Here is a 17,303-nt window from a genome sequence, read left to right as displayed (position 1 = left end):
CTGCTGCTGCGTTCCTTCCTGGCGGCTTATCCAAGGCGTCATGCCCAAACCTGAAGGTTCGATTTGCGACCGTCCCGCATCCCAGGCAATACCTAAACAGAAGCGAACATTCATAGAGTCTCAGATTCCCGCCGCTTTTTTCCCAGTTGAGTGCTTTGTCGTCCCGGCGGCGGTTGCTGATCTTCCCTCGGGCGTTGGCTGGATACGGAATCAGTGCTTATTCAAGCACTCATCCAAAAAATTTCCGTTAAAACTCTCGAACATGCCGTTCTGCGTTGGCTTTCAGGGCTGGATCAGTTTCAGCACAATTGAACCTGACCCATGATAAGGTCAGTCGGACATAGGATTACCTTCGGCTATTGCGAGGTCTGACCGACTTGCTGCGTTCTTCATAACAACCAGATGTTCGCTACGATTTTTATTAAATCGTGCGATCTCGGCGTCTGGGATGGCTGCGGCGGTAGGGATCTCGGCAGTCAGCGGATCGACGGGGCGGCCGTTAATGTGAAACTCGAAGTGCAGGTGGGCGCCGGTGCTGCGCCCGGTATTTCCTGACAAAGCAATTTTCTGGCCGCGTTTAATTGCGATGCCTTTGCGGACCAGGATCTTGTCGAGATGCAGATATCGTGTGGTGTGCGTGCCCCCGTGATCAATGTCGATGTACTTGCCAGCGTAAGGGTGATTGCCGATACGGGCGACAATTCCGTCTCCGGTGCTGATAATGGGTGTGCCGGTTGGCGTGGCAAGATCCACGCCGTTGTGAGGGGCAATGCGGCCAGTCACAGGGTGCAATCGCCTGGGATTGAAATGTGAGCTCACGCGGTAACGCTTTTTGGTAGGCAGTCGCAGAAAGGCGGGCGTCACGCTGTCGCCATTCTCATCGTAGTAATTGCCGTTGTCATACAGAAAGGCGTAGTGGGTTCTGGTAGAGCGCTCCAGAGAAAGGGCTTCGATGCGGGTCTTCCCGGTGCTTTCGGTACCCGTCATTTCGTGGCCAATGATGACTGAGAATCGATCGCCGGCCCGGAGATCCCTGCGGAAATTGAGTTGCCTTCGCAGAAGCTGGTCGATCAGAAGGATCTGCGCCTGCGTTACGCCCGCTTGCATAGCCGAGGCGTAGAAGCTGCCATGGATCGTGCCCCTGAGCACCTCGGAGACCCAGAAAGTCTCTTCTTCGAACGCCTGGTGCACGAAGGCGCCATCGGGTTGGCGTGAGTAGGTAACGTGGCGTGCCGGGTCGAGATGCACAACCAGTTCTGAAAATTCTCCCTGCTCATCGAAGTTCAGACCGAGTCGGGTTCCAGGCCTCAGCGTTTCTAAATGCAAATACTCGGCGTCTGCTGCCAGAATCTCCTGAAGGTCCTCCATGGGTGCTTTGCTTGCCTGGAAAATCCGGCTCAATGTGTCTCCAGTTTCAATGCGCCAGTCAACGGTTTTGCCCGTTGGGCGCTCCGCCGTCTGATGGTCTTCCGTGCCGGCGGTTTCAACGGCCCCTGTCGGAACTGAGTTCGATTGGTTCCCGCGCTCCGGCATTTCCGATGGCAGAGCGGCCACTGCCGGCGACGATTTGAGTGGCATCAGGTTTGCCGTCAACAGAACGGCGGCCGCCAGGGTAAGCGCGATTTTCTGGAATGTTGAAAACAATGAAAAGATCTTCATTTTCTGAGTCTCTATGCCACGTTCTGACCGTTCGACAATTGACGGTTCGTTCGACGTATTACGGCGTTTACCACATTTAAGGCGACGAACAGGAAGGCGACAACGCACACAATGGTTGGCCCCGTTGGCGAATCGAAGTGATAGGAGAACGCTAGACCTGCAACATTGGCGCAAACACCGACGATGGCAGCCATGACCGCCATGGCTTCCGGCGTCCGGCTGAATCGGCGCGCTGTGGCTGCTGGAATGATCAGCATGGCTGCAATCAACAGAACACCGACCACCTTGATCGCGACGGCCACCACAATGGCCAGCGCGATGGTGAGCACCAGTTGCTCCCGGCGCGGCGATATTCCGCTGGCAAGCGCCAGGTCAGGATTCAGGGTCGATAACATCAAGGCAGACCATCGATATCCGATCATAACAAGAACCAGGACAGCTCCGCCCCAGATAACGGCCAGATCTGTTTTGCCCACGGCAAGGATGTCTCCGAACAGGTAGGCCATCAGGTCGATTCTTACCCCCGACAGAAACGACACGGCGACCAGCCCCACCGCCAACGCAGAGTGGGCCATAACGCCGAGCAGGGTGTCCATGGCATATCCCCGGCCGCTCAGTGTCGAGACCGTCACCGCCATCAGAAGCGATATTAGCAGCACGCCGGCGAAAATCGGTGTCGAGAGAGTGAGTGACAGGGCGACACCGAGCATGGCTGCATGAGCCGTAGCATCACCAAAATAGGCCATGCGTCGCCACACAATAAAACAGCCCAGAGGAGCCGCAGCAATCGATACGCCAACGCCTGCAAGTGTGGCCCGAATCAGGAAGTCATCCAACATTATACCGCCTCACGCATAGAGCCCGCCTTGTGGTCATGATCTCTGTGGCTATAAAGCGCCAGTGTGTCATCGTCGTCTTCAAACCCGAACAGCGCGCGGTATTCGGAGGAATTGCTGACCACCTCCGGTTTACCTTCACAGCAGATACGTCCGTTCAGACAGATCACCCGTTCAGACTGGCGCATGACTACTTGCAAATCATGGCTCACCATAATGACGCCACAATTCAGCGAATGCCTGATGCGGTCAATCTGCTTATAGAAATTTGCCGTGCCCCGACGATCCAATCCCTGGGTCGGTTCATCAAGAAGCAGTAGATCAGGCTCCTCCAGAAGCGCTCTTGCCAACAAAACACGCTGCAGTTGCCCCCCTGATAATGACAACAGTTGCTGGTCCAGAAGGTCGGGTACACCTGCATTAGCCATGGTTGACCGAATGGCGGGAGCTGAGGCCCTGCGAGGCAGTTGCAGAAAACGCTTAACCGTCATGGGTAGGGTTTCATCGATGTGAAGTCGTTGGGGGACGTAACCAATCGAGAGCCCAGGTGAGAGAACGATTCGCCCGTTAGAGGGTTTAAGGGCCCCGATTATGGTTTTAAGCAACGTCGACTTTCCGGATCCGTTGGGACCAATAACAGTCACAATATCGCCGCGCTGAACCTGCAGGGTAATATCCCTCAGTATGGGAGTCTGGCCAATCTGAACGGACAGATTGCGAGTTTGAATCAACATTGAAAAATCCTCGATGGACGCTTTCCTCTTCCGGGCCGGCTGTCTCTCTTAAGGCTCCTGGTGACGTGAGGGTTCTAAAATTTAATGTTATGTTATAACATAACAATAAACGCGTCACGCTTAGCCGTCACTTTTAATCAGTCCCGAACGCATCAGGAGTTCTCGATGATCCGATCATCCTTTGTAGCAGGTTTAGCCTTGAGTCTTTTGCCCATAAACGGTTGGGCGACCGGTCCCAAAGTCGTTGTTGATATTGCGCCACTGCATTCGATGGTTGCCGAGGTCATGAATGGCGTTGGAGAGCCAGCGTTGTTGATCGAGCCCGAAGCGTCACCGCACAGCTATTCCCTACGCCCCTCTGAAGCTGAAGCGCTTGCCGAGGCTGACGCGGTTTTCTGGATAGGTGAAGGCCTCACTCCATGGTTGGAAAAGTCCCTCGATACGCTGGCAGGAGACGCACAGCGAACAAAGATGATGGCAGTAGAGGCCACAACCACTCACTCATACCGCGAAGGAGCCACCTTTGAGACTCACGATCACCACGACCAGGGAAATGAGAAGCATGACGATGCTTCTCACGACGATGGTCATGCTTACGAGTGGGCTGGAGCGTTTGAGCTTTCCGCTGGTGAGTATGTATGGTCATTTGCGAAAGTTGATGGTGATTACGCAGATCCGAAAATGAAAATGGCCATCATTGAAAGCGATGCAAAAGGAGAGGCTGCCATTGAAAGCGAGGAGAAAGCGGCGGAAGACTTAATCAAGTCGCCTCGCTCTTCAGAGCGAGTGCATGGTGAATTGCTCACACCGAACGATAGTAGTGCATACCAGTTGATGTTCGATCCGGATAGAAATGTGACCGAATTCCGGATTGTTGTTGAATCCTCGGGCGTTTACACATTCTTTACTGAACATATGCCTTTTGAATTTGAAGCGGAAGAGCATTTCTTTAAAACGACGGACAGGCAGGACGTTGAACCGACATCTCAAGAACCTGACAGCGTGGATCATCACAACCACCACCATCATCACGGTAAAGACCCCCACGCCTGGCTGGATCCCATGAATGCGAAGATATGGGCCGGCGAGATCGCAAGAGTGCTCGCTGCTATCGATTCATCCAATACCGAGGTCTATCAACAGAACGCCGAGGCATTTGCTGAATCCATGGATGAACTGATGGCTTCTCTTGATGAGAGAGCGACGCGCCTGGATGGCACACGCTTTATCGTTTTTCACGATGCTTACCAATACTTCGAGCGTCGTTTTGATTTGCCAGCGGCCGGCGCAATCTCGATCTCTGATGCTTCTGATCCAAGCCCGGCACGAATTCGGGAAATTCAGGGGCTGGTCTCAGAGCTCGGGGTAACCTGCGCCTTTGCAGAACCGCAATTCAACCCAGGTATGCTCGACACGGTGTTTGAAGGTTCAGAGGTCAGGACCATTGGCGTAATGGACCCGTTGGGCGTGGAGATCGACGTCGGTCTTGGTCAATACCCGACGTTAATCAGGCAATTAATGAGTAGTCTCGAGAAATGCCAATAACAGGTTTTAGAAAGCCGGTCTCGTACTGGAGTGCTATGGGTAGTGAATGTTATGGCTAGCCTGACACCAAACCAGCAAAGGGTTTTGCATGTGCTTCAGCAGGAGCAGGCGCCTCTGGGCGCCTATGCCATCCTTAAGAAAACCGGCTTTCGGGGCGCAATCCAGGTCTACAGAGCCCTGGAGAAGCTTGCCGATTTCGGGCTCGCCAGAAAACTCGAAACCATGAATGCTTACATTGCCGTTTCTGTCAGCGCCCAGTCCTCGCCCACGGCTTTCGCAATTTGTGACCGTTGCGGCCACATCCATCAAGTTGCGGATGCCACCGACATTCAGCGTTTGCAAGATGACCTAGCCCGGATGAATTTTAAGGTGGGGCGATCCGTTGTTGAATTTCACGGTGTGTGTTCCTTGTGTTCCGACGAATCAAGGGAAGCCAGGCACCGACCACCTCTTCCGAAACCGAAGCAGGCTTAGCATGAACAAAGAAATGCCAGATGTTGCCAGCAATGAAGCCCCGCAAATCCGTGCACCGCTGGAATGGGTCGGGATGAGCCGGATTGATATACCTATCCATATCTCTGAACAGGGTTGCCCGGGGCTGGTCCATGCTGTTGTGGACGCCCAGGTCAATTTGCCCGCGGTAACTGTCAAAGGCATTCACATGTCTCGCATATACAGAATGCTTGATGAAATGTCGTGCCAAGAGGCAATAATAGGCCCCAGACATTTACGAAAGCTTCTCGAGCAAATGGTTGCCAGTCACCGCGATTGCTACACCGACGGAGCAAGGGTGGTTCTGGATTTTAGTCTGCTTGCCAGGCGGGCGGCTCTGCGGTCACCGGAACTGGCGGGGTGGAAGGGCTATCCAGTGCAACTTGAGGCCAGGTTGGACCAAAAGTCGTTCTCGTTAAGAGCGTCGGTTCTGGTGGAATATTCCTCCACCTGTCCCTGTTCAGCAGCCTTGTCCCGTCAGTTGGTGGCCGATGGTTTCAGGAAGAGCTTCCCTGAGAGTGTCGGGCTGATGGCTGAGGATGTGGCCGCCTGGCTGGAAGAGAACGCCACGCTGGCCACGCCTCACAGCCAGCGCAGCGAGGCACGTGTGAACGTGGATATTCCGGTCTCTGCCGAGGGCTTCGGCCTGATGACACTCATTGACCAGGTAGAGTCAGTTCTGGCAACGCCTGTCCAGACCGCTGTCAAACGAGCGGATGAGCAAGCGTTTGCGTGGCTTAATGGCCAGAATCTGATGTATGTAGAGGATGCAGCCCGACGAATTCAGAATGCCCTTTCAGGACGTTACCACAACCTCCAGACCCACGTGAGACACCTGGAAAGTCTCCATCCCCATGATGCCGTGGCGTCTGCCAGCGGGGATTTTCAGGGGGTGATTTGATGGGCTCTGACCGTATCCAGCTCTACAACACGCTTGCCGGCCGCAAGGAGCCACTAAGCACCGAGCTTCCCGGACGGGTAACCATGTACGTGTGTGGGCCAACAGTCTACAACTATGCGCACATTGGCAATGCCCGGCCCGCGGTGATCTTTGATGTGCTGGCCAGACTGCTGCGCTTTGACTATTCCTGTGTGCTCTATGCCCGTAATTTCACGGATGTTGATGACAAGATCAATGCCGCGGCGGCTGCCGAAGGGGTGAGCATCAAGGCGCTTACGGATCGGTATATTGATGCCTACCACGAGGATCTTGAAGCCTTAGGAGTCGAAGCTCCGGATTTGGAGCCCCGAGTCACAGAGCATATTCCGGACATCATAGAGTTGATTCAGGCTCTGATGGTTCGGAGGCACGCCTATGAAGCATTGGGGCACGTGCTCTTTCATGTGCCCTCCTATTCCAATTATGGGGCTTTGTCTAAACGGAAACCCGAGGACATGGTTGCCGGTGCCCGGGTAGAGATCGCCCCCTACAAAAGAAGCCCTCTGGATTTCGTGCTCTGGAAACCATCAACCGGCGATCAGCCCGGCTGGGCAAGCCCCTGGGGCCGTGGTAGGCCGGGGTGGCATGTGGAATGTTCCGCCATGATTGGCAAACACCTGGGCACAACGATCGACATTCATGGTGGTGGACAGGATTTGATATTTCCACACCATGAAAACGAAATCGCCCAGGGTACCTGTGCGAATGGTACCCGTTATTGTCGAAGCTGGGTTCACAACTCCTTTGTCACCGTGGATGGACAGAAGATGTCCAAGTCACAGGGTAATGTGCTGTTGATCCGTGATTTGCTTGCTAAAGCTCCCGGTGAGGCTATTCGCCTGGCTCTGCTGTCGACCCATTATCGCAATCCCCTCGACTGGAACGAGCGCCGCCTGACTCAGTCGGTCGGGACCCTGGCCCGCTGGTACAGCTGTCTGGCCGACGCGGAGAGTGACACGTGCCAGCAGATCGGTGCTGAGTGCGAGCCAGACGCGGAAGTTCTGGCAGCCCTTCGTGATGATCTTCACGTGTCCCGGGCTTTGAAACGGCTGCATGAGCTATGTCAACAAATGCAGCGCGCCGATACTCGCGAGGGGGCGAGAGAAGCTGCGCGGACATTCCGTGCCTCGGCAGGCATGCTAGGCCTTCTTCGCGCGCCCAGTCACGTGGCGCTTGCTGATTTGTTCGGTGCTGAATCAAGCAGTAGTCGCGAGGAATTGCCACCCGAACTCATTGAGGCAATGGTCCGTGAACGGCAGGAAGCCCGTGATCAGAAGGATTTCGCGCGTGCCGACGCGCTCAGGGAGCAACTGAAGCGGGAGGGTGTGGTGATTGAGGATACGGCACATGGCCCGCATTGGCGTCGGGAACACGAGCCTCTTAGATAAATCGGCAACGCGCAGATGCTCTCGTGCTGATCGGCCGAGCTTCTCCGCAAACATTTTAGAAGGAAGAAATCAGATGATTCCCCAAACCTACGAAGAATGGCGACACTGCATCACCGTGTTCTGCAACCAACCTCTGACCAGAGTGTACATCGACCAACGAATTAGGGCATTGAACACGCCAAGTGACCATATGACTGCCAAGTTTGTCCAGCTTTATGGAGAGGATCAGCGGGCGCGCATGCTTGAGTGGTTTGAACGAGCCAGGAGCGAGCTTTGATGCAGAAACATCTGAGCGACAGGAAGAGGGAATGATCTGCACAACAAGAAGGTCGGCTACAAGATCCACGCCGGCAGCTGAGGCGAACACATGAGCAAGATACTTATTCGAAATGCATCCACGGTAAAACGCCTGTTGGGAATGGCTTCTGACGACCGGGTGACCATCCATGTCGCCACTGAAAATAACAGAATTGCGTCGGTTTCCGAGCAGCCTATTGAGGGGTATTTTGATAGCGTAATAGATGCGACCGGATTGTTTTTGTCACCAGGCCTGGTGGATCCTCAGGTTCATTTCAGAGAGCCGGGTTCAGAGTACAAGGAAGATATCGAATCAGGCAGCAGAGCGGCTGTTAAAGGCGGCTTTACCTCGGTTATTTCTATGCCAAACACCCGCCCAACAGCGGATAACCCCGAAGTGATCGCCTTTATGGTCAATCGCTCCAAAAAATTGGCTATCTGTAAAGTTTACCCAACGGGGGCTCTGTCTATGGGGCTTGCTGGTCAAACCATGACTGATTTTGCTGCCTTAAAAGGAGCCGGAGCCGTTGCTATTACGGATGACGGCAAAGGCGTGCAAGATGACAAACTGTTTCTTCAAGCGTTAAGAAGCGCCAGGCAGCTTAACTTGCCCGTATTGGATCACTCTGAAGATGAGTCGCTGTCCAATGGCGGCGCCATTCACAAGGGCGACATATCGCGAAAATTTGGAGTAAAGGGCATCAAGGCCAATTCGGAATCCGTGCACGTAGAGCGTGGCTGCCGCATGAGTGAGGAGACGGGTGCCCATTATCATGTGTTGCATATTTCTACCAGAGAATCCATTGATGCCGTGCGATTTGCAAAGGCAAAAGGCATTCCGGTGACCGCTGAGGTATCACCGCATCACTTACTACTGTGTGATGAAGACATCCGCGTGAGAAAAGACAACAGCCTGGATGCAAACTGGAAAATGAACCCACCATTACGGTCTCGTGCCGACAAAGAGGCCTGTCAACAGGCTTTGCTAGACGGTACGATTGACGCCATCGCCACCGACCATGCGCCACACTCGCCCACTGAAAAAGCGCAGCCTATCGAATCGGCGCCATTCGGTATCATTGGTCTGGAGACTGCATTCCCGCTGATTTACAGCCATTTTGTACGAACTGGGCAACTGTCACTGGCCAGCTGTATTGACCTCATGAGCAAGCAAGCGGGAGCATTGTTTAACCTTGAATGCGGGCGCATCCAAGTGGGGGCTGCAGCTGACCTTTGTTTGCTTGACCTGGAAACAGCATTTGTCGTCTGTGACACATTTTTCGCCTCAAAATCGACAAACTCGCCGTTTATCGGTGAAACACTTTACGGCCAAACCCGAATGACCATGACCGAGGGCCGAGTTGTTTACGGCTGATTTGTTTAACAACTCTGCTACCTTTACTTGTTCTGCAGCGCTAAAAACGCCTGAGCATTCTCCAGGAATGCATTCAGGTAGTCGATTTCGGCATCTTCCCGCCGGATGCCTAGGTAAATCTGTTTAGTGATGCCCTTTTTGCCGAAACGGGTGGGGGTGATGGGATACCGTTTGAATTGCCACAACCATCGAGAGTGAACATATCATGAAAGAAACGTCTGACCAGTCTCAGCCCGCCGGGCCGGATGCTGTTAGCTTTGCCCCCAGAAACTCCATTGAGCAGGTGGAGGAGCAGGCTGAACTGGCCCCCAAATTCGATGCTGATGGACTGATCACCTGTGTGACCACCGATGCCGACAGCGGCGAGGTCCTGATGCTGGGCTATATGAACAAGGAGGCGCTGGAGAAAACCATTGTTACCGGCGAGGCCTATTACTGGAGCCGCAGCCGGCAAGTACTCTGGCACAAGGGGGCAACCAGCGGGCTAGTCCAACGGGTTGTCGAGATGCGGATTGACGATGATCAGGACGCGGTGTGGCTGCGGGTCAAAGTGGCCGGCTCCGGGGCCAGCTGTCATGTTGGTTACCTCTCATGCTTTTACCGGCAGGTGCCTCTTGGGGCTGGCAGGGTAAATGGCGAGGCCCTGGTGTTTGTTGAGCAGCACAAAACCTTTGATCCCGCTGACGTCTATGGCGATGCGCCCAACCCGACAAAGCTTTGAGTAGCGAATGAAGCGAGTTTCGCCATGGATCAGGCCTGCCCGTATCGCGCCTCCAGATTCACCCAGAAAATTTTGCCGGCTGCATCTCCAACGAGAAATCGCATCGCGGACCCGGTTACCGCAATGGCTGTAACTTCACTGCCGGTTGAGCCCCTAAAAACATAGTCTCCGGCTTCGTCGTCGGTGCGGCTCATAAGTACGGCTCCGTCCTGGAAGCCAGCAAGCACCTCGGGTTGGCCCGGTAAGCCCCGAACCGCAGTGACAATCTGCTCGCCACCAGAAGCGCCACGCCCAGGCTCACGATCCATCGGCCCGGACTTGCTATCGAACGGCCACCAGATGGCTTGGTCAGCGCCGCTGGTGGCCAAAACCGGCAAGTTCCCCACCCAGTCCATTGCACGGGGCTTTGCAGGATAACCGGACATTTGCATGTCGGCCCGGTCCCGGAGTCGCCAGCCATGCAGTGCGTTCTCTTGCATGATGGTTACGACAAACTTGCCATCCGGGCTCCAGGTGACACCGATATGCGACCCGGCCCAGGCAAGCTTGCGCTGCTGCCAGTTCCGTTTGCCCCGTTCCCATATGGTGACGCCTCCGTAATGGGCCACGGCCAGCCGTTTGCCCGTGGGGTCGAAGGCAATGCCGCCCACGGTGCTGGGGTGTTCAAAGTGTTCAGGTTCTGACACTCCTCTGCGCCAGACATGCACATTTCGCCCAACGGAGCAGGCAACCCGGCCTGTCTGCTCATGGGCCGCGACGCTATCGACCCAGGCGCCGCGGAAATCGGCCAGGGTCTCGACGAGGCCGTCTACCCGAACGCGCAAAAACCGCCCATCGTCGCCACCGGTAACCACCGCGGTATCGGTCTCGCGGGCCATGGCCAGAACGACGCCGTCGTGGGCGTCAATGATCTGCACGCTGCCGTCCGCCGCGAACAGGCGAAGCCGCCCGTCTCCATGGGCCGTGATCACCTGCTCGTCAAGGGGAACGGCACCCGTTACGGGCGCGCCTGTCTCAGTCCAGTGTCCTAATGCTTCCAGTTTGCTCGGCGGGAACCTGAGCTCTGTAATGTCCGTCGTACTTAAGCTGTTTGGCATGATGCAAAACCCTGCTCAAGACCCATATCGTCCAGCCCTCTGCCGATAAATACCAGGCGGGATTGGCGTGGTTGACCTACAGGCCAGTCACCCATAAGATCGCCCTCCATCAGCATATGAACCCCTTGAATCACATACCGTTCCGACTCGCCCTGGATGTCGAGAATGCCTTTGGAGCGGAGAATATCCTGACCCTTTTCTCTCAGCAGTTCCCCGAACCAGGTATTGAATTTCACCGGATCCAGAGGGCTATCAGCCTGCAGCGATACGCTGGTGACGTCATCGTCATGTTCATGGGCATGGTCGTCTTCCAGAAAATGGGGCTCAATCTCCAGCACCCGTTGCAGATCAAACGCATTCTGGCCCAGAACGTCGTCAATCGGAACGTGACAACGCTCGCTCTTGACAATACGCGCGTACGGGTTCATGCCCCGAATCCGCGCCTCAACCCGGGCCAGGTCGTTTGCATCCACCAGATCGATCTTATTTAGAAGCACGATATCCGCAAAGGCGATCTGTTCAGCGGCCTCGTGGCTGTCTTTTAGCTGGGATTCGAGGTGACGGGCATCCACGAGAGTGACAACGGCATCGAGACGAGTTTTGTCAGCCACATCTGCGTCCATGAAAAAAGTTTGTGCCACCGGCGCCGGATCGGCCAGCCCGGTTGTTTCCAGCAGGATGGCATCGAACCGGTCGGCGCGCTTCATCAAGCCGCCCAGTATGCGGATCAGGTCGCCGCGGACAGTGCAGCAAATGCAGCCATTGTTCATTTCGAACACTTCTTCATCGGCATTCACTACAAGGTCATTGTCGATCCCGGTCTCACCAAACTCGTTGACGATCACGGCGTATTTTTTTCCGTGCTCTTCGGTAAGTATTCTGTTCAATAGCGTGGTTTTGCCGGCTCCCAGGAAGCCGGTCAATACTGTAACGGGGGTTTTCGCCTTCATGAGCTGCTCCTTGGATGATTCAGTACGTTATAATATTCCATTTTTGTTAGGCAACACGCCTGGGCGGACTAGAGAATGCGAGGCGCGATATAGCGCTGCCCGTCAGGAGGTTTTCTTGCGGAGCTTTTTGAGACGCGCCGACGCATCCTTAACTGCGGCCTGTTTCTCCGGCCGTTTCATCTTTTTCCAGCCCTTGATTTGGGCTCGGGTACGCCCACAGCCAACGCAAATGTCGCCACTGAGTTGGCAGACGGATGTACAGGGATTATCAATAGGCTTGGCCATAATCAGTGCCTGGTTCGCCTTATCTGCGCCAATCGCGCCAGCCAGTCCCCGTTCCGGGCCTTACGGCAGGCTTCCTCGCTATCGAACTGAAGGCAGGCCGAAATAAGTTGGGGGTCAATGCCCGTTTCCTCAAGAGCGACCCGAGTCAATGCCCGCATGCGATGGTCGTCACCACTGGCCAATGCCCGATCGAGGTTCGCCTGGGTGTCGAAGATCCAGGTAACCCGCAGCCCAGCCGGGAATTCGTGGTTGCCGTTGTCGTGAGTAAGCCAGCTAAAACCGGGTATCTCTGCCTTGGCGGTCTCGCAGGCGTCGGTCAAGGATGCGATGAGTTGACGTTCTATCTGTTGCTGTTTACGTTTTGGGCTAACCATGGCTGATGTCCTCTTCAGGCTTGGGCGAAAGCGAAAAAACGCCCATCGTCTATACTGTAATGGGTTGCGAAGCGGTATCGAAAACATCGAAAAATGCGCCGGACCCTAACGACGAAACTAACGCATTTGCGGGAGGCTTACATGAGCTGCAACGTTCACAAAAATCATCCCCACGAACATGGCCCCGACTGTGGTCACACGGCGATAGAACATGACGGTCATGTTGATTACCTGCACGATGGTCATCTGCACCATCTGCATGGAGATCATGTCGATGAACATCGGCTTGAGGTCTCGGACACCAATCCGGACAGCTGCACCCCGAACCATACCTGTGCAGGCCACGAGCCAGGGCATGTTCATGGACCAGGGTGCGGTCATGAACCGGTTCCCCACGGTGACCACATAGACTATCTCGTTGATGGCCACCTGCATCACCCCCACGGGGATCATTGCGACGACCACGGTCCCGTGAAAGTAGTCCGTTGAGCGCTTGCACGCTCGAATGCCAGACGTGGTGGCAAACGTCTCCTAGTGCCGGTAGTTCAGCTCCTTTCGCTCGTTCAGGGTTTTGACCTCCGCACACAGTTCCGCAGTGGGGCGTGCCAGAAGCCGGGGTATCCCGATGGGTTCCCCGGATTCCCGGCAGTAGCCGAAATCATCGTTTGATATTCGCTTGATCGCAGCCTCGATTTTCGGGAGCAGGCGTCCTTCCCGATCGACAATGCGCAGTGCCAGTCTCGACTCTTCCTCGTAAGCGGCTCGATCCGCCTCATCGTTCATTTCCGGCGGGTTCGCCAGCTGCTGTTTGGCAGCCTCGATGCTGTCCATGGTTTCGGTGCGTAAGCCTTCCAACAATTTTCGAAAGAACGCCAGTTGCGCCTCGTTCATGTAGTCGTCGGCTGGTGCCTGCCGAATCTCATCTCGCGTCATCGTCATTATGGCCTATCTCCAGGTAGGAAAGGGATCATTGAGGGTCTGCCAGAACTCTTTGCCCGCGAGCAACTGCTCGTCATCCAGCAGACATTCGTCCAGCTGGCGGGTTATGAAGTCCCGATCCAGGTTCTGGCCAATGAACACCAGCTCCTGGCGCATATCGCCAAAGGGTTCCTCCCAGCTTTCCATGATGGCCGTTCGATATTCCGGGTCTTCTGGCCAGTTGGTTTCCGGCACGGCCTTCCAGAACATGCCGGCAAAACCATAGCGGGCAATACCGCCTGCCTGACTCCAGCTGCCTGCGAATTCGGGGCGGGTTGCGAGCCAGAAATAACCCTTGGAGCGGATCAGTTTGCCTTTCGAGGTTCCTTCGTGCAGGAAGTCGTAGAACTTGGCGGGATGGAAAGGTCGGCGTGCGCGATACACGAAGCTTGAAATACCATACTCTTCGGTTTCAGGAATGTGCTCGCCGCGCATTTCCTTGAGCCATCCGGGTGCCTGCTGAGCACGTTCGAAACTGAAGCGGCCGGTCTCCAGCACCTTGTCGAGCGGCACTGCGCCCTGGGAGATCGGAATGATTTCTGCTTCCGTGTTGAGGCTGCGGAGCACCCCTTTGAGCCGTTCCAGATCTTCCGGGCTAGCCAGGTCGGTCTTGCTGATCAGCAGGATGTCACTGAACTCGATCTGGTCCACCAGCAAATCCGCAACGCTGCGCTCGTCTTCTTCGCCAAGGCTCTCGCCGGTTTCCTGGAGTGACTGCGCCTCGTCATAGTCCTTCAGGAAGTTCACCGCATCCACCACGGTCACCATGGTGTCCAGGCGGGCGATATCAGACAGGCTTACGCCGTCTTCGTCGGCAAAGGTAAACGTCTCAGCCACCGGCAGGGGTTCTGAAATACCGGTGGACTCGATCACCAGGCAATCAAAGCGCCCTTCGGATGCCAGTTTCCGGACCTCCACCAGCAGGTCCTCCCGGAGCGTGCAGCAGATGCACCCATTACTCATCTCAACCAGCTTCTCTTCCGAGCGATTGAGGGTTACCTCCTGCTGGACCTGAGCCGCATCGATGTTGACCTCACTCATGTCGTTCACGATCACCGCCACGCGTTTGCCCGCGCGGTTGTTGAGAATGTGATTGAGAACCGTGGTTTTGCCGGCGCCCAGAAAGCCAGACAGCACCGTGACCGGTAGCCGCGAGTCAGATTGGCTCATTGATATACTCCTGCGTTTTCTGCTATCTGCCGCGTCCACGGCGCTTTACTTTAGATATGTTATAACATAACATTTGTCGCCCTGAAACGTTATCTGTTTTTAAGCTCATTCCGATAGCCGGCGGGCACGGAGGTTGTCCATGACAGTAGAGTCCAATGCAGTGTCCGGTCCTGTGGCTGTCCACGGGAGCAAGCCCGAATGTCTGACAGAGATATTCCGGGATGAAGTCAATCTCGCGGTCTGGCGACGGGAGCCAAGCACTGAATGTCTTGAGTTTGCACGCCATTTCGCGTCAGAAATCTCCAGCTTCGAACGCTTTGTGGCGCAGGAGCAGGACGAGCCCATCGACGAGATTCTTCCGAAGTGGGCGCTGGAATTGCCTGGCGCCCGAACGTGGCTGGCAGATGTCAGGCAACTGATCGCCATGTATCGATGCCTGTTCGAGCCTGCCGCCGTAGGGATTCGGGTCCATGTGTTGGCCGACACCATGTGTCCCCGGTTTCACACCGACCGGGTTCCGGCGCGATTGCTGGTGACCTATTCGGGACGGGGAACCGAGTGGCTTGCAGAACTGGATGTTTTGCGCCCGGAAAGCCCCGGGCCATTGCCGGAGCAGCCAGCAGCGGAGAACCGCATCCAGGTCATGCCAACCGGCTCGGTTGCGATTCTGAAGGGAGAAGCCTGGATTGGTAATGAAGGTCGCGGCCTCGTTCACCGCTCGCCCGCACCAGGTGATTCCCCTAGGCTGGTTCTGGGGCTGGACTGGCTTTCGTGAAGCAATATAAAGAACTGCTACAAAACTTAATTGATCTGAACACACTGGCAAGAGCCGGCGAGGCTTATTCCGACGAACGGGTTCTACTCCGTTACTGCGGAAATTTCTAAAAATAGGCGGAGCTTCTCCAAGGGAGAGGGCTGGACTATCCGCTTGAACGTCCGCTTTGGCAACAAGTTGGGCGGCAGAGAATGATCTTCTGAACCATACTTGAAGGCCCTTTCCCTCCGAAGAGGGCCATGTCATGACATTTCCTACCAGCAAAGCTCCCTGGAACAAGGGAAAGCTCGTTGGTCAGAAGCTACCGCTCAAACTCGAACAAATATGGGCTATCCGCATTCGGTTAGAAATTGCAAATAACATACGCGAGCTGGCGATGTTCAACATGGCGATTGATTGCAAACTCAGATCCTGCGATATGGTAAAGCTCTTGGTTCGAGATATTTCCAGAAACGGAGAGGTTTTGGATCGGGCGCAAGTCATCCAGCAGAAAACCAGTCAACCTGTTCAGTTTGAGATAACCAAAAAGACTCGCGAATCGGTCGAAGCATGGATCGAATTTCGCGGACTATCAGGTATGGATTATTTATGGCCGAGCCGGATGAGAAAGTTTGACCACATCACTACTCATCAATATGCCCGTATCGTCAAGAAGTGGATAACCAGCATTGGACTCGATCCTTCCGTCTATGCCACCCACTCAATGAGACGTAGCAAGGCAACATTGATCTACAAGAAGACCAAAAATCTTCGAGCAGTCCAGTTGCTATTGGGGCACACAAATATGTCCAGTACCGTGCGATACCTTGGTGTCGAGGTGGAGGACGCCCTGGAGATAGCCGAGAGTATTGAGATCTGATTGCTGTAGCGAGGCCCCTCAACCCGGATTGAACCGCTCTGGGTATCGAAGCCGCTACCGAGGTCAGTCGATGATCATAAATCGCACTAGCCACTATGAAGGTTGAGAAAGCGGATTTACCATGTACGGCGTATGTCCGTACAATTTAGATGCAGTGGTAGTTATCACTGTGTCTTTCATGCCGTCACTAAAACTACTAGAAGGAAGATTGGGGCACTTTCCACAAAGGAAAGCCTCAGTCGGGAGATGAAGATGAAGAGCAAGCTCGCAAGGCTGGATCTTAGATTGGATTCAGAAATTAAAACCCTTGCGTCGCGTGCTTCTGCTCTGGTGGGTCCGAAAACTCTCAATGAATTTGTTGTGCAGGCAATTCGAGAGAAAGCTAGCCGAACAATCGAGGAGGCAGAAGTGGTGCGGCTGAACAGTGAAGCCTTTGCAGCTTTTCAGGCGGCTTGTGAGTCTCCGGAACCTGCAAACGAGACGCTGACAGCTGCGATGCGGCGCAGTCGTATGCGGAAGCAGGAACGGGTTAATAATCGAGGATCTGAACAGCCAGCTCCATGACCGGATATCATTTGATTCCGGTCGCGAAAAAGTAAACGCTTTTTTCGAGCCAGTTTAAACTTAGGAATATGGCAAGGTCGATGGGGCAAAATTCCCTTTGCTTTCGGCACTGATCGCCCATTTCGAAATTCTCCTTTGCGACCCTCCCAGGCATCTTCGATCTCGTAAACAAAAGCGAACATTCGCACTGCGACCTTTAGTCATTGCCGTCCCCATTCATTTCCTCCCATTTCAACCAACCGAGACGCGGCTCGACGAAAGGAA

At 54.8% G+C, this 17,303-nt stretch carries 19 protein-coding genes and 1 pseudogene; 9 read left to right on the top strand and 11 right to left on the bottom strand.

Annotated features, from left to right (window positions below; genetic code table 11):
- Window positions 1-213: 213 nt before the first annotated feature.
- The 4 genes and pseudogenes from ACESMB_RS12395 to ACESMB_RS12380 all read right to left on the bottom strand — a co-directional run.
- Window positions 214-309, bottom strand: a pseudogene (locus ACESMB_RS12395) (integrase core domain-containing protein); the annotation flags it as partial.
- Between the two features lie 21 nt (window positions 310-330).
- Window positions 331-1,659 carry a peptidoglycan DD-metalloendopeptidase family protein gene (locus ACESMB_RS12390; RefSeq protein WP_372971681.1) on the bottom strand — a complete coding sequence of 443 codons (1,329 nt, stop codon included), beginning with the start codon at window positions 1,657-1,659 and terminating at the stop codon, window positions 331-333.
- Between the two features lie 11 nt (window positions 1,660-1,670).
- A complete protein-coding gene (locus ACESMB_RS12385) occupies window positions 1,671-2,498 on the bottom strand; it encodes a metal ABC transporter permease (RefSeq protein ID WP_372971680.1) in 828 nt (275 codons plus the stop codon).
- The gene (locus ACESMB_RS12380; RefSeq protein WP_372971679.1) at window positions 2,498-3,229 is read right to left on the bottom strand and encodes an ATP-binding cassette domain-containing protein; all 732 of its coding nucleotides are present in this window, start codon (window positions 3,227-3,229) and stop codon (window positions 2,498-2,500) included. The genes ACESMB_RS12385 and ACESMB_RS12380 overlap by 1 nt, the downstream gene beginning before the upstream one ends.
- Before the next feature lie 165 nt (window positions 3,230-3,394).
- On the opposite strand from ACESMB_RS12380, the gene ACESMB_RS12375 reads away from it, so the two are divergent.
- The 6 genes from ACESMB_RS12375 to hisI all read left to right on the top strand — a co-directional run bounded on the left by ACESMB_RS12375 (window position 3,395) and on the right by hisI (window position 9,987).
- The gene (locus ACESMB_RS12375; RefSeq protein WP_372971678.1) at window positions 3,395-4,774 is read left to right on the top strand and encodes a zinc ABC transporter substrate-binding protein; all 1,380 of its coding nucleotides are present in this window, start codon (window positions 3,395-3,397) and stop codon (window positions 4,772-4,774) included.
- A 51-nt stretch (window positions 4,775-4,825) separates the two neighbouring features.
- A complete protein-coding gene (locus tag ACESMB_RS12370; protein ID WP_372971677.1) occupies window positions 4,826-5,248 on the top strand; it encodes a Fur family transcriptional regulator in 423 nt (140 codons plus the stop codon).
- A 1-nt stretch (window position 5,249) separates the two neighbouring features.
- Window positions 5,250-6,167, top strand: coding sequence for a GTP cyclohydrolase FolE2 (folE2, locus tag ACESMB_RS12365; RefSeq protein WP_372971676.1), 918 nt, complete (start codon window positions 5,250-5,252; stop codon window positions 6,165-6,167).
- Window positions 6,167-7,594 (top strand): cysteine--tRNA ligase, encoded by a 1,428-nt coding sequence (cysS, locus tag ACESMB_RS12360; RefSeq protein ID WP_372971675.1) that lies wholly within the window; start codon window positions 6,167-6,169, stop codon window positions 7,592-7,594. Before folE2 ends, cysS begins: the two co-directional genes overlap by 1 nt.
- A gap of 367 nt (window positions 7,595-7,961) precedes the next feature.
- Complete coding sequence (locus ACESMB_RS12355) at window positions 7,962-9,266, top strand: dihydroorotase (protein ID WP_372971674.1); 1,305 nt, start codon at window positions 7,962-7,964, stop codon at window positions 9,264-9,266.
- 205 nt (window positions 9,267-9,471) lie between these two features.
- Window positions 9,472-9,987, top strand: a complete 516-nt coding sequence (hisI, locus tag ACESMB_RS12350; protein ID WP_372971673.1) for a phosphoribosyl-AMP cyclohydrolase — start codon at window positions 9,472-9,474, stop codon at window positions 9,985-9,987.
- A gap of 29 nt (window positions 9,988-10,016) precedes the next feature.
- Here hisI and ACESMB_RS12345 read toward each other — a convergent pair whose 3' ends face one another.
- From ACESMB_RS12345 to zigA, 7 genes are all read right to left on the bottom strand, one after another.
- Window positions 10,017-11,084, bottom strand: coding sequence for a WD40 repeat domain-containing protein (locus ACESMB_RS12345; protein ID WP_372971672.1), 1,068 nt, complete (start codon window positions 11,082-11,084; stop codon window positions 10,017-10,019).
- A complete protein-coding gene (locus tag ACESMB_RS12340) occupies window positions 11,069-12,034 on the bottom strand; it encodes a CobW family GTP-binding protein (protein WP_372971671.1) in 966 nt (321 codons plus the stop codon). Before ACESMB_RS12340 ends, ACESMB_RS12345 begins: the two co-directional genes overlap by 16 nt.
- A gap of 102 nt (window positions 12,035-12,136) precedes the next feature.
- The gene (locus ACESMB_RS12335; RefSeq protein WP_372971670.1) at window positions 12,137-12,319 is read right to left on the bottom strand and encodes a DUF1289 domain-containing protein; all 183 of its coding nucleotides are present in this window, start codon (window positions 12,317-12,319) and stop codon (window positions 12,137-12,139) included.
- Between the two features lie 2 nt (window positions 12,320-12,321).
- Window positions 12,322-12,693 carry a hypothetical protein gene (locus tag ACESMB_RS12330; protein WP_372971669.1) on the bottom strand — a complete coding sequence of 124 codons (372 nt, stop codon included), beginning with the start codon at window positions 12,691-12,693 and terminating at the stop codon, window positions 12,322-12,324.
- Between the two features lie 117 nt (window positions 12,694-12,810).
- Entirely contained in the window at window positions 12,811-13,146 is a 336-nt protein-coding gene (locus ACESMB_RS12325; RefSeq protein WP_372971668.1) for a hypothetical protein, read from the bottom strand.
- A 78-nt stretch (window positions 13,147-13,224) separates the two neighbouring features.
- Complete coding sequence (gene dksA, locus ACESMB_RS12320; RefSeq protein ID WP_372971667.1) at window positions 13,225-13,632, bottom strand: RNA polymerase-binding protein DksA; 408 nt, start codon at window positions 13,630-13,632, stop codon at window positions 13,225-13,227.
- A 6-nt stretch (window positions 13,633-13,638) separates the two neighbouring features.
- On the bottom strand, window positions 13,639-14,841 hold the full coding sequence (gene zigA, locus ACESMB_RS12315) for a zinc metallochaperone GTPase ZigA (protein WP_372971666.1): 1,203 nt from the start codon (window positions 14,839-14,841) through the stop codon (window positions 13,639-13,641).
- 139 nt (window positions 14,842-14,980) lie between these two features.
- On the opposite strand from zigA, the gene ACESMB_RS12310 reads away from it, so the two are divergent.
- The 3 genes from ACESMB_RS12310 (at window position 14,981) to ACESMB_RS12300 (ending at window position 17,039) form a co-directional block, all read left to right on the top strand.
- On the top strand, window positions 14,981-15,616 hold the full coding sequence (locus tag ACESMB_RS12310) for a DUF1826 domain-containing protein (RefSeq protein ID WP_372971665.1): 636 nt from the start codon (window positions 14,981-14,983) through the stop codon (window positions 15,614-15,616).
- 244 nt (window positions 15,617-15,860) lie between these two features.
- Window positions 15,861-16,475, top strand: coding sequence for a tyrosine-type recombinase/integrase (locus ACESMB_RS12305; RefSeq protein ID WP_372971664.1), 615 nt, complete (start codon window positions 15,861-15,863; stop codon window positions 16,473-16,475).
- Between the two features lie 252 nt (window positions 16,476-16,727).
- Entirely contained in the window at window positions 16,728-17,039 is a 312-nt protein-coding gene (locus ACESMB_RS12300; protein WP_372971663.1) for a DUF1778 domain-containing protein, read from the top strand.
- Window positions 17,040-17,303 lie beyond the last annotated feature (264 nt).

The sequence above is a fragment of the Marinobacter sp. genome (genome assembly GCF_041686475.1).
Classification (GTDB): domain Bacteria; phylum Pseudomonadota; class Gammaproteobacteria; order Pseudomonadales; family Oleiphilaceae; genus Marinobacter.
Note: the sequence above shows the minus strand (reverse complement) of the source record. Positions and strands in the feature narration are given on the sequence as shown.

Excerpts from the sequence above, each read along its gene's own strand:
- ACESMB_RS12390 (WP_372971681.1), bottom strand. The coding sequence starts at position 1,659 with ATGAAGATCTTTTCATTGTTTTCAACATTCCAGAAAATCGCGCTTACC.
- ACESMB_RS12330 (WP_372971669.1), bottom strand. The coding sequence starts at position 12,693 with ATGGTTAGCCCAAAACGTAAACAGCAACAGATAGAACGTCAACTCATC.
- ACESMB_RS12305 (WP_372971664.1), top strand. The coding sequence starts at position 15,861 with ATGACATTTCCTACCAGCAAAGCTCCCTGGAACAAGGGAAAGCTCGTT.
- folE2 (WP_372971676.1), top strand. The coding sequence starts at position 5,250 with ATGAACAAAGAAATGCCAGATGTTGCCAGCAATGAAGCCCCGCAAATC.
- ACESMB_RS12375 (WP_372971678.1), top strand. The coding sequence starts at position 3,395 with ATGATCCGATCATCCTTTGTAGCAGGTTTAGCCTTGAGTCTTTTGCCC.
- dksA (WP_372971667.1), bottom strand. The coding sequence starts at position 13,632 with ATGACGATGACGCGAGATGAGATTCGGCAGGCACCAGCCGACGACTAC.
- ACESMB_RS12325 (WP_372971668.1), bottom strand. The coding sequence starts at position 13,146 with ATGATCCCCGTGGGGGTGATGCAGGTGGCCATCAACGAGATAGTCTAT.
- cysS (WP_372971675.1), top strand. The coding sequence starts at position 6,167 with ATGGGCTCTGACCGTATCCAGCTCTACAACACGCTTGCCGGCCGCAAG.
- ACESMB_RS12300 (WP_372971663.1), top strand. The coding sequence starts at position 16,728 with ATGAAGAGCAAGCTCGCAAGGCTGGATCTTAGATTGGATTCAGAAATT.
- ACESMB_RS12380 (WP_372971679.1), bottom strand. The coding sequence starts at position 3,229 with ATGTTGATTCAAACTCGCAATCTGTCCGTTCAGATTGGCCAGACTCCC.
- ACESMB_RS12340 (WP_372971671.1), bottom strand. The coding sequence starts at position 12,034 with ATGAAGGCGAAAACCCCCGTTACAGTATTGACCGGCTTCCTGGGAGCC.
- ACESMB_RS12355 (WP_372971674.1), top strand. The coding sequence starts at position 7,962 with ATGAGCAAGATACTTATTCGAAATGCATCCACGGTAAAACGCCTGTTG.
- zigA (WP_372971666.1), bottom strand. The coding sequence starts at position 14,841 with ATGAGCCAATCTGACTCGCGGCTACCGGTCACGGTGCTGTCTGGCTTT.
- ACESMB_RS12370 (WP_372971677.1), top strand. The coding sequence starts at position 4,826 with ATGGCTAGCCTGACACCAAACCAGCAAAGGGTTTTGCATGTGCTTCAG.
- ACESMB_RS12335 (WP_372971670.1), bottom strand. The coding sequence starts at position 12,319 with ATGGCCAAGCCTATTGATAATCCCTGTACATCCGTCTGCCAACTCAGT.
- ACESMB_RS12385 (WP_372971680.1), bottom strand. The coding sequence starts at position 2,498 with ATGTTGGATGACTTCCTGATTCGGGCCACACTTGCAGGCGTTGGCGTA.
- hisI (WP_372971673.1), top strand. The coding sequence starts at position 9,472 with ATGAAAGAAACGTCTGACCAGTCTCAGCCCGCCGGGCCGGATGCTGTT.
- ACESMB_RS12345 (WP_372971672.1), bottom strand. The coding sequence starts at position 11,084 with ATGCCAAACAGCTTAAGTACGACGGACATTACAGAGCTCAGGTTCCCG.
- ACESMB_RS12310 (WP_372971665.1), top strand. The coding sequence starts at position 14,981 with ATGACAGTAGAGTCCAATGCAGTGTCCGGTCCTGTGGCTGTCCACGGG.